At 74.6% G+C, this 10,760-nt stretch carries 6 protein-coding genes; 5 read left to right on the top strand and 1 reads right to left on the bottom strand.

Annotated elements, in window-relative coordinates:
• Positions 1 to 301 precede the first annotated feature (301 nt).
• On the top strand, positions 302 to 1,591 hold the full coding sequence (locus ACI79Q_RS19590) for a DegT/DnrJ/EryC1/StrS family aminotransferase (protein WP_456613055.1): 1,290 nt from the start codon (positions 302 to 304) through the stop codon (positions 1,589 to 1,591).
• A 38-nt stretch (positions 1,592 to 1,629) separates the two neighbouring features.
• Here ACI79Q_RS19590 and ACI79Q_RS19585 read toward each other — a convergent pair whose 3' ends face one another.
• On the bottom strand, positions 1,630 to 2,274 hold the full coding sequence (locus tag ACI79Q_RS19585) for a NeuD/PglB/VioB family sugar acetyltransferase (protein ID WP_456613054.1): 645 nt from the start codon (positions 2,272 to 2,274) through the stop codon (positions 1,630 to 1,632).
• 185 nt (positions 2,275 to 2,459) lie between these two features.
• On the opposite strand from ACI79Q_RS19585, the gene ACI79Q_RS19580 reads away from it, so the two are divergent.
• The 4 genes from ACI79Q_RS19580 to ACI79Q_RS19565 all read left to right on the top strand — a co-directional run bounded on the left by ACI79Q_RS19580 (position 2,460) and on the right by ACI79Q_RS19565 (position 10,752).
• The gene (locus ACI79Q_RS19580) at positions 2,460 to 6,638 is read left to right on the top strand and encodes an FkbM family methyltransferase (protein WP_456615210.1); all 4,179 of its coding nucleotides are present in this window, start codon (positions 2,460 to 2,462) and stop codon (positions 6,636 to 6,638) included.
• 175 nt (positions 6,639 to 6,813) lie between these two features.
• Positions 6,814 to 8,115, top strand: a complete 1,302-nt coding sequence (locus ACI79Q_RS19575; protein WP_456615209.1) for a citrate synthase — start codon at positions 6,814 to 6,816, stop codon at positions 8,113 to 8,115.
• A 140-nt stretch (positions 8,116 to 8,255) separates the two neighbouring features.
• Entirely contained in the window at positions 8,256 to 8,447 is a 192-nt protein-coding gene (locus tag ACI79Q_RS19570; RefSeq protein WP_456590946.1) for a hypothetical protein, read from the top strand.
• Positions 8,448 to 8,616: 169 nt separating this feature from the next.
• Positions 8,617 to 10,752, top strand: coding sequence for an NlpC/P60 family protein (locus ACI79Q_RS19565; RefSeq protein ID WP_456590947.1), 2,136 nt, complete (start codon positions 8,617 to 8,619; stop codon positions 10,750 to 10,752).
• Positions 10,753 to 10,760 lie beyond the last annotated feature (8 nt).

Raw genomic sequence — 10,760 nt, 5'->3', positions numbered from 1 at the left:
CCGGGCCGGCGCGGCGCCGGCCCGGGACGGCTGGGACTCCTGAGGCCGGTGGCATCTCCGAGCCCTCGAGTCGCTGCGCAACCGAACCGTGACGGCGAGTCGCGGGAGGGAACGGCCCGTCGCGGGGGTGAGGATCCTCCCGTCCGGAGTCGGGCCGGGAGTACCCCGCCCGGAGCTCCCCCGGCCCCCGTGTGGTCGATGCGCGCTCCACAGCACCCGAGCCGGGCACGCCGTCGGGACCGTCGGCGGGCGCCACGGGTGTCCGCCCCGGGCGGGCCCTGTCACGTGAGGAGCGCACCCGGTGGTCGCACACGAGCTGATCCGATTCCAGGCTCCCGAGCTGCCCGGCCTGCGCGAGGTCGAGCCCTGGTTCGCCGAGGCCGAGCGGCTTCGCTGGTTCTCCAACGGCGGTCCGTGCGTGGCGCGGCTGGAGCGGGCGTGCGCCGACCGCCTGGGACTCGAGCACCCCGGTGTGGCGGTGAACAACGCGACGTCCGGGCTGATGGTGGCGCTGCGCGCCTGCCTCGGCACCCCGCAGGGCGAGCGCAGGCTGGTCGCGGTGCCCTCGTTCACCTTCGTCGCCAGCGTCAACGCGGTCGTCTGGGCAGGGTTCGAGCCGGTGTTCGTCGACATCGACCCGGACGACTGGCAGCCCTCCCGGGAGTCGCTCGCCCGGCTGCGCGGCCTGCGCGGCGCCCTCGCCGGGGTGCTGCAGTGCTCCACCTTCGGTACCGCCCCCAGCCGGGCGCGCCGCACCTCCCTGGCCGCCGCGGCGCTCGACCTGGGCGTGCCGGTCGTCGTCGACTCCGCGGCCGGGTTCGGCGCCGTCGACGAGGACGGCCGCCCGCTCGGCGACCAGGGTGACGCGGAGGTCTTCAGCTTCCACGCCACGAAGCCGTTCGCGATCGGCGAGGGCGGCCTCGTCACCTCCCGCTCGGCTGCGGTCCTCGACGCACTGGGCGAGCTCATCAACTTCGGGTTCGACCAGACCCGCTCGGTGACCGGACACCTGGGGATCAACGGCAAGATGCCGGAGCTGACGGCAGCCGTGGGCCTGGCGGTGCTCGACCGTTTCGACGAGGTGCTGGCCCACCGCCGCGCGGCGGCCGCCTGGCTGCGCGCCGAGCTCGAACCCACCGGCGTCGCGTTCCAGGCGGGCTCCGCGGGGTCGACGTTCCAGTTCGTCCCGGCCGCGCTGCCCACCCCGGAGACGCGCAACCACCTGATGCAGAAGGCGCACGACGCCCGGATCGAGGTCCGCGCGTACTTCGACCCACCGATGCACCAGCTCCCGGCGCTCGCGTCCACCCGACGGGTGGGCGACCTGCCGGTCACCGAGTCGCTGTCCCAGCGGATCGTCGGCCTCCCCATGGCCAACGACATCAGCGCGAACGCCTTGGAGCGGATCCGGGACCTGGTGCGCAGCGCCGTCACGACGGCGCCGCGAGGCGCCGGCAGCCGCGTCCGGCCCCGGCCGGCGACCACTCCCGCCGTCGTGGACGGCATCCCGCACCCCCGGGAGACACTGGCAGACAGCGTGGCGGAGCGCACCGGCAGCGCTGCGGTGACCGCGCCCCGAGCGGTGCCGTGAATCCAGCGCTGCCGGTCGTGGCCGAGCGCGCGGTGCGCTCAGCCGGGACCCAGCGGGCGCGCGGGGTTGCCGGCGACCGTCGTCCCCGGGGCGACGTCGTGGACGACCACCGCTCCCCCACCCACCACGGCACCGCGCCCGATCCGGCGGTCGGGCAGCACGACGGCGCCGATCCCGAGGAACACGTCGTCCTCGACCACGACCCCGCCCGCCAGCAGCACGCCGGGGCTCAACGACACCTGGTCGCCGAGCCGGACGTCGTGGCTCAGCGAGCAGCCCGTGTTGATCTGGCAGTGGCGACCGAGCGCGACGTTCGTGCTGATGTGGCTCCGGGGGAAGATCACCAGGCCGGGCGCCGTCCGCACGGCGTCCGGGACGGTGCTCAGCGGGCTCACCGCCTGGGCCGGCTCCAGGCCCCGGCCCTCGGCGAGCGCCACGAACCGTCGCCGCAGCGCCGGGTCACCGACCGCCGGGAGGTAGTGGGTGGCGTCCACCGGGAAGGCCTCGACCAGCTCGTAGCCCCGGTCCCGGACCAGCGCCGCTGCCACCGCGGTGGTCCACCCCGGCTCGGCGAAGACCGTCGTCCGCTCCTGGGCCGGCGCGTCGGGGAGGGACTCCAGCACGTCGAGCACCTCGCGCGCGTGCCCGCCCGCGCCCATCACGACCAGTCGTCGCACTGCCACCCCAGGGTTGTCCGACCTCGCCCGCCCCTCGGACGTGTCCAGACCCATCTTGGCCGACCGCGACCCACCCGCCCCGGACCCACGCGCCCCGGGCTCCCCCCGTGCCCGTTCCGTTCCCGGGACGAGCGCGGGGACCGCGTCCTCGCCGTCCTCCCGCCCTGCTCCTCGAAAGGCGAACACCGCGCATGACTGCTCCCCGTGTGAGCGTGCTCCTGGTCAACCACGACGACGGCGAGCTCCTCGAGCGCGCGCTGGAGTCCGTCCGCAGCCAGCGGCTCGACGAGGCCATCGAGGTCGTCGTCGTCGACGAGGCGTCCGGTGACCGGACGCGGCCGGGGGTCGCGGCGTGGTCGGAGCGGGTGGCCGTCGAGGTGCGTGTCGTCACCGGCGAGACCGAGCCCGGCGCCGCGCTGGGCCTCCACCGCGGGTTCGCCGCGTGCCGCGGCCGTTACGTCGCCGTGCTCGCAGGCGACGACGAGTGGTCGTCGACCGACGAGTTGCGGCGTCAGGTGGAGCTGCTGGACACGCACCCGCACCTGTCCATGGCGGCGACGGGCGCACCCGGCCACGACGGCGACCGCGGCGGCCACGTCGAGGCAACCGCCGGGCGCCTGGTGCAGCGGGACGTCGCGGTGACGTGGAGCCGCGCCACGTACCGGGCCGAGGTGCTGGAACGGCTCCACCCGGAGATCTTCGAGACGACGGACCACGACTGGCTGATCGCCCTGGCCGTGAGCGGCTACGGGCCGGTGGGACTGCTGCCGGGCGCCGCGCCGGCGCACCGGGCGCCCCGGGAGCGCGTGGGCTCCCTCGTGTCGGGCCACCTGCACCTGCTGGCGCCCGGCGTCGTCCGGGAGCTGGGTGCGGCCACCGGCGCCTCGGACGATCCCGCGGACGAGTCGGCCGCCGAGCCCCCGGCCTCCGTGGCCGCACCGGACGGGGCCCGCGGGATCGTGGTGCTCGACGACTACTTCCCCACCAAGGGAACCGGGTTCCGGATCGCGGAGTTCGACTGGATGCTCCGGCACGGTGTCGTCGCCGAGGTGATGACGACGGTCTCGGACCTACGGCCGCTGGTCGCCGAGTACGCGACCCTCCACCCGGAGACGCACCGGCAGATCTCGCCGTACGACACCCGCCGGTTCGCGGAGTTCGAGTGCGCGTCGGTGATGTTCCTCAACAACGCCGCGCACTTCCTGGCGGACATGGAGCGAGACGGGCTGCCGTTCGTGCTGACGCTGTACCCGGGCGGTGGGTTGAACCTGGGCACGCCCCGCACGGAGCGGATGCTGAAGCGGGTCCTCGCCTCACCACAGCTCAAGCACGTGATCACGACCCAGCCGGTGGTGACCGAGCTCGTCACCGCGAGGACCGGCGGGTCCGTCCCGGTCACCGAGATCCTGGGCGTGACCGTCGACCCCGGCTACCTCAGGCCCGGTCCGGGGCTGCGCACGAACTACTTCGGCACCGGGAAGCCCGTCCTGGACATCTGCTTCGTCGCGTTCCGCTACACCTCCGACGGCTCGGACAAGGGATGGCCGGTCTTCCTGCAGACCATGCGCCGGCTCACGGACGCCGGTCTCCCCGTCCGGGGCCATGTCGTCGGTGGGTTCGGTCCGGCCGACGTCGGCGCGGAGGACTCGGATCTCCCCCTGAGCTTCACGGCCACGCTGAGCACTCCCGAGCTGCGCGCCTTCTACGAGGGCATGGACGTCATCGTCTCCCCGACGGCGCCGGGGCGGCTCGCCCCCGGCGCCTTCGACGGCTTCCCCACCGGCTCCTGCGTCGAGGCGGCCCTGTGCGGGGTCGCGCTGGTCGCGACCGACCCGCTGGACCAGAACCGCCTCTACACCGACGGCCGTGACATGCACATGCCGCGCGCGGACGCCGCCGACATCGCGTCACGGATCCTCGACATGGTGTCCGAGCCCGACGGCGTGCGCCGGATCGCCCAGGCCGGCCTGCGGACGACCCGGCGCGCCTACGGCGTCGACGCGCAGCTGGAGACCAGGCGCCGCGTCCTGGAGGCCGCCCGGGCGGCCGGACGCGACCCGGACGCCGCCGTCCCGACCGATCCCCTGGTGAGCATCCTCGTACCGACGTACAACGGCGAACGGTTCCTCCGGGCGGCCCTGCGGTCCGCGCTCGGGCAGAGCCACCGCAACATCGAGGTGATCGTCGGCGACGACGGGTCGACCGACCGCACGGCCGAGATCCTGGCGTCGGTAGCGGCCGAGGACGCACGGGTCCGCGTGCTCCGGTTCGACCCGAACATCGGCCCGCTGGAGAACCCCCGTCGGCTGCTGGCCGAGGCGCGGGGTGAGTACATCAAGTTCCTCATGCACGACGACGTGCTCGGGACCGACTGCGTCCGTGAGCTGGTCCGCGGCCTGGAGTCCTTCCCCGAGGCGACGATGGCCTTCTCCCACCGGGTGCTGATCGGCGAGGACGGCAAGCCCGTGCCCGGCCACGAGTTCCCCAAGCTGATGGACCGGCCGGGACTGGTCGAGGGCCCGCCGCTGGGCGACCTCGTCCTGCTGAACTGCGCGAACGTGATCGGTGAGCCCACCACGGTGCTGTTCCGCCGCGAGGAGGTCGACCCCGAGGAGCTCTGGATGATCGACGGCCGCACCGTCGACGTGCTCAACGACGTCCAGCTCTGGCTGCACCTGCTCGCCAAGGGCCCGGCCTACTACACCCCCCGCTCCCTGAGCCGGTTCCGCTCCCACGGCGGGCAGAACTCGTCCAACCCGCGCTACGTCGGCCGGGGCGAACGCGACTGGTCACGGCTGGCCGACTGGGGCGCGCGCAACGGCTTCCTGGCCGGGCCGGGGCACGCACGGCGGGCCCAGGCCCGGGCCCTGCTCGAGGCAGCGGGTCGGGTGCACCAGCTCATCGACACCCCCGACCACGGCGCCGCGCTCGAGGCCGCCCACCTGTCGGTGGCCGCCCTCGTGGAGCTCCTCCGGCCGACGCCGGAGACCCGCTCCCTGGGCCTGCCCGAGCGGGCGCACGGCCCCGCCGTCCGGGAGCGGCTGGCGCAGGAGCTGGACGTCTGGACGCGTGAGTACCCCGTCGCCCTGGCCGCTCCCGTCCTCGACCCGGCGGAGGTGGGCGCGACGGTGCAGGCCCTCCGGGAGGTCCTGGCGGCCGGGGTGGCCCAGCAGGCCATGGTGGCGGTGCCCGAGGCGGACCTCGACCGCGCCGTCCCGCTGCTGGAGACCGCCCTCGCCGCCGGACCGGACATCGACCTGGAGCTGGTGACCGCCGACGACCCGGCGATGCTGCTGCCCGAACCGTGGCTGGCCGTCGTCCCCCGCCACCGCTGGTGGCACGACGGACGCGCCCTGGCGACCTGGGTGTTCGACCTCCCGGTCAGCGCCGGCGCGGACCAGCCGGCGCTGAGCCGGCTCCGCCTCGCGGACTGCCGGGAGGTCCTCGCCGACCTGCAAGGGCAGATCGGGGACCACAGCGCCATGTGGGCAGCGCTGACGGAGGCGGAGTTCCAGCGCTCGGGGCGCCGCACCGACCTGGTCTCCCGGGTGGACGGTCGGTTCGTCCAGGACTTCGAGCGCAGCCGCGCCGGCGTCCCCGCGGACCGGCGGTACTTCACCGGCACCCAGGCCGGCGGCATCCGGTACCTCGGGGATGCCCGGGACTGGCCGTCTGCGCTGCACGCCGTCGACCCGGCGTGCAACAGCACCCTCATCGACGCGCTCCGGAGCGAGCTCTCCCGGCGTCCGGGCGACTATGTCGACGTGGGCACCAACATCGGCGTGGTGGCGGCGAGCATGGCCGCGCACCTGGCGCCGTCCGGCCAGGTCCTCGCCTTCGAGCCCTCGCCGGAGACGATGCGGCTGGCCGCCTCCACCATGGCGCTCAACGACGCCGCGAACGTGACTCTCTGCAACGCCGCGGTCAGCGACACCGACGGCCCGCTGGTCTTCAACGCGACCCCGGGCAACAGCGCGATCGCCTCCGCGCGACGGCACTCCTTCAGCCTGCTCAACGAGTGCCGGCAGGTGACCGTCCCGGCGGTCCGGCTGGACACGCTGCACGCGGCCGGCGAGCTCGACCGCGTCACGCTGGTCAAGATCGACGTCGAGGGCCATGAACCGAGCGTGCTCCGCGGCGCCCTGGAGTTCATCGCCGCGGTCCGGCCCACCGTCGTCTACGAGTACACGCCCGTGGCCGCGGCGGACCACGGCTGGACGCAGGAGGAGTCGATCGCGCTGCTGAGCCGCGCGGGGGACTTCGAGTTCAGCGCCCTCGCCGAGAGCGACGGCCAGGTGCTGCCCTTCCCCCTGCCGGCCGGCTACCTCGGCCAGGTGAACGTGTTCGCCCGACCTGTGCGGCCGTCCTGACGGCGGAGCGTGACCGGTACCCCGTCGGGGGACGCCGTTCCCCCGGTGACCGGCACCGGCCTCGAACCTCATCCCCCCGCCGAGGGCCCCGCCCCTGGCACCGACCGCGGCACGCCGGCGGGACACGCCCGTCAGCCTCCCGCGACCTCTCGGCAACCAGTAACGTGCCGATCTGATGAGCGAATCAGCGAGCACCGACGACGTAGCCCTGCGCTGGAGTGGCGGCGAGCTTCCCCTCCGGGAGGTTCCGGCCGCGGAGGGCGCGCCGGGCCTCGACACCAGCAAGCTGCTGGCGACGACCGGCAAGGTCGCGCTGGACATCGGCTTCGTGAACACCGCCTCGTGCACCTCGGCGATCACCTACATCGACGGGGATGCGGGGATCCTGCGCTACCGCGGCTACCCGATCGACCAGCTCGCGGAGAAGTCCAGCTTCCTCGAGGTCACCTACCTGCTGATCTACGGCGAGCTGCCGACCGCCGACGAGCTGGCCGCCTTCGACCAGAAGCTGCGGCGCCACACGCTGCTGCACGAGGACCTCAAGCAGTTCTTCAACGGCTTCCCGCGGGACGCGCACCCCATGCCGGTGCTCTCCTCGGCCGTCAGCGCGCTGTCGACCTTCTACCAGGACTCGCTGGACCCCTTCGACGAGGACCACGTGGAGATCAGCACGCTCCGCCTGCTCGCGAAGCTGCCGACGATCGCCGCGTACGCGTACAAGAAGTCGGTCGGTCAGCCGTTCCTGTACCCGGACAACTCGCTGGGCCTGGTGGAGAACTTCCTGCGGATGACGTTCGGCTTCCCCGCCGAGCCCTACGACGTCGACCCGGACCTGGCCAAGGCGCTGGACATGCTCTTCGTCCTGCACGCCGACCACGAGCAGAACTGCTCGACCTCCACGGTCCGGCTGGTGGGGTCCTCGCACGCCAACCTGTTCGCCTCGGTCTCCGCCGGCATCAACGCGCTCTTCGGCCCGCTGCACGGCGGGGCCAACCAGTCGGTGCTGGAGATGCTGGAGGCGATCCGGGCCGACGGCGGGGACATCCCGCGCTTCGTCGAGCGGGTGAAGAACAAGGAGCCCGGCGTCAAGCTCATGGGCTTCGGCCACCGGGTGTACAAGAACTACGACCCCCGCGCGGCCATCGTGAAGTCGACGGCCGACACGGTGCTCGACAAGCTCGGCGGCAACAACGAGCTGCTCGACCTGGCGCGCCAGCTCGAGGAGATCGCGCTGAAGGACGAGTTCTTCATCCAGCGCAAGCTCTACCCGAACGTCGACTTCTACACCGGGCTGATCTACCAGGCGATGGGCTTCCCGACACGCATGTTCACCGTGCTGTTCGCGCTCGGCCGGCTGCCCGGCTGGATCGCGCAGTGGCGCGAGATGATCGCCGACCCGAGCACGAAGATCGGGCGTCCCCGGCAGCTCTACACCGGCGCGACCGAACGGGACTACGTCCCCCTCGACGCGCGCTGAGCGAGGACCCCGCCCCTCGTCCCTCGCCGGCCCGTTACGGGGCCTGACCGGGCCGGGTGACCCTCCAGGTCACCCGGCCCGTTGCGTCCCCGGGCGCGATCCCTACGGTGGGTGCGACCCCGCTCTCGGAAGGACCGCGCATGGCCGAGCTCCCCGACGAGGACCTCCTCGTCCTGCCGCCCATGCCCTTGGCGACCGGCCGGTTGCTGGAGCCCGACGGCGACGGCCCGCCCGTCCGCATCACGAAGCTGGAGTTCGTCGTCTCCACAGAGGACGGCGGCGAGCTGCGGATCCCCCTGGAACACCGGCACGGCGCCTGGTGGGCGCCCTGAGCCGCCTGCTCGGCGACTCCCCCCAGGTTCACCCCACCCCGAACGGGTGATCTCCTCCCCCTCGTTCTTCAAGCACCTCCCCCGGCGTGTCGATGGATGTGCGGAGAGCTCCTGGCCACAGCAGCACCAGGAGCCCCATCCGTCACGACGAGATCGCCCGGGGGACGCAGTGCCTGCTTCGCGGACACCCGGGCGTGCGGCTGCCCCGCGCACCGCGCGGTCCACCAGCGCCGGCCGCACCGCGGCCGGCACCCGTACCGCCCCCCGGTCGTCGGCTGCCCGCACCTCGTCGGCCCGCAGCAGCGCGAGCGGCGGGAAGCGCTCCCCGGCCCGACCGCCCCTGACCCCGGCGCAGGCCGCGGCACTGCGCGACGCGCTGGCCCTGCGCCAGGCGGCCGCCGCCCGCCCCGGCGTCACGCCCGAGCAGCTGGCCGCGGCCCGGGCGGCCGTCGCCGCCCGCTCCGGCGGGACCGGCACCCGCTCCGGTAGCACCGGCAGCCGCTCTGGTGGCGCCGGCGCGCGGCGCCCGGCGCCCGGGTCCGCGGCCGGCCGTGGGCGCCCCGCCACCGGCCGGGCCGCGACTCGACGCACCCCCAGCCGACGGCGGCGCACCGGCGGCACCCGGCGTCCCGGTTCCCGCTGGTCGGCCCGCCTCGGCGTCATCGCCACCAGCGCCCTCCTCATCCCGGCCGCCCTGGCGGTGCTGCTGCCCGGGACGCAGTCGCCCGACGGTGGCGGCTCGGCCCTCGATCCCACCGCGCTGGCGCTCACCGCGCGCAGCTCCCTGCTGGAGCAGGCGGACCGCTACCACCGGCTGGCCGACGAGGCCGGACGGGCCCGCGACCGGCTGACGGACGCGCTGACCGCCGAGGACGCGGTGCGCGCCGAGCTCGCCACCATGCGGCACGCCGTCGGCGCCGGCGCGGCGCAGCTCTACCGGGCCGACGGCACCAGCCGGTACCCGGTGCTCGGCCTGGACCTCGACCGGCCCGCTACCACCTCCGCGACGTTCACCCGGGTGGCCATCGCCGACCGGGCCGGGCGGGCGCTGGAGGGCAGCGTGGTCCGGGCGGAGCGCGCCGCCGCCCGGCTGCAGGCAGCCTCCTCCCGCGTGGCGGACGCCCGCGCCGCCCTGCGGGTCGCCGAACAGCGCGCCGCCGGCGTCCTCGCCGCCGTGCGCGACGAGGTGGGCGAGCTCCCCCCCGAGGTCACCGGCCGGCTCGCCGGTCTCGGGGCGATCCCCGCGGCCGGTCCCCAGCAGCAGCGCAACGAGGCCGCCACGCGGCGCTGGCAGGACTACCTCGGGCGCCTGGCCGGTGCGGGGCTCGTGCCGCCGCCGGCTGCCGCGCTGGCCGATGCCGCCACGTTCCCCCCGGGCCTGTCCCCGGCACTGGACGCCGACGGCCGGCCGATCCCGGGCGTGGCCTGGGCCGTCATCGGCAGCGAACCGGTGACGGTGCTGCCGGCCGAGACCGTGGCCGCGGTCAGCAACGCCCTCTCACAGCTCGGCAAGCCCTTCGTCGCGGGGACCGCGGGGCCGGAGACCTACGACTGCGGTGGCTTCACCGCCGGCACCTGGCTGCTGGCCGGGTACGCCCTGCCCGGTGACCCCGCGGCCCAGTGGGCAACCGGCGCACCGGTGCCGGCGCGCGACGTGCAGATCGGCGACCTGGTCTTCGCCCCCGGCGGGCAGGACGTCGGCATCTACCTGGGCGACGGGCAGGTCATCGGCGCCTCCGCCGCCTCCTACCAGGTGGCCGTCCGCTCGATGGCGGCCGGCTCGTCGGCGGTACGGGTGACCCTGCCCCGCCCGGTCGAGCCCAGCCCGGCGCTCCCCGCCGGCGGCGGGACCGGCGCGTGCGGCGCTCCCCTTCCGGCGCCGGGCCCCGTGAGCCCGGCGTGGGGCGGCTGGTCCAACGGCCGGATCCCGGCCGAGGCGCTGTGCCGGCTGGGGGTGGCCGGGCACGCGCTGCGGTGCGACGCGGCCGCCGCCTACGCCCAGCTGGACGCCGCCTTCACCGCCGAGTTCGGCACCCCGCTGCACCTCACCGACTCCTACCGCTCCTTCGGCGGCCAGGTGGCGGCCTACTACGCCAAGCCCACCCTGGCGGCCGTGCCCGGGACGTCCAACCACGGCTGGGCGCTGGCGATCGACCTCGGCGGCGGGATCAACGTGGCCCACACCCCGCAGTGGAACTGGATGACGGCCAACGCCGCGCGCTTCGGCTTCGTGCAGCCGGAGTGGGCCCGGCCCGGTGCGGAGAAGCCCGAGCCCTGGCACTGGGAGTACGGCTACATCTCCTGAGCGACGGG

The organism is Blastococcus sp. SYSU DS0828, from assembly GCF_054050975.1.
The sequence above is the reverse complement of the archived record's forward strand: the minus strand, read 5'-3'. Positions and strand labels throughout refer to the sequence as shown.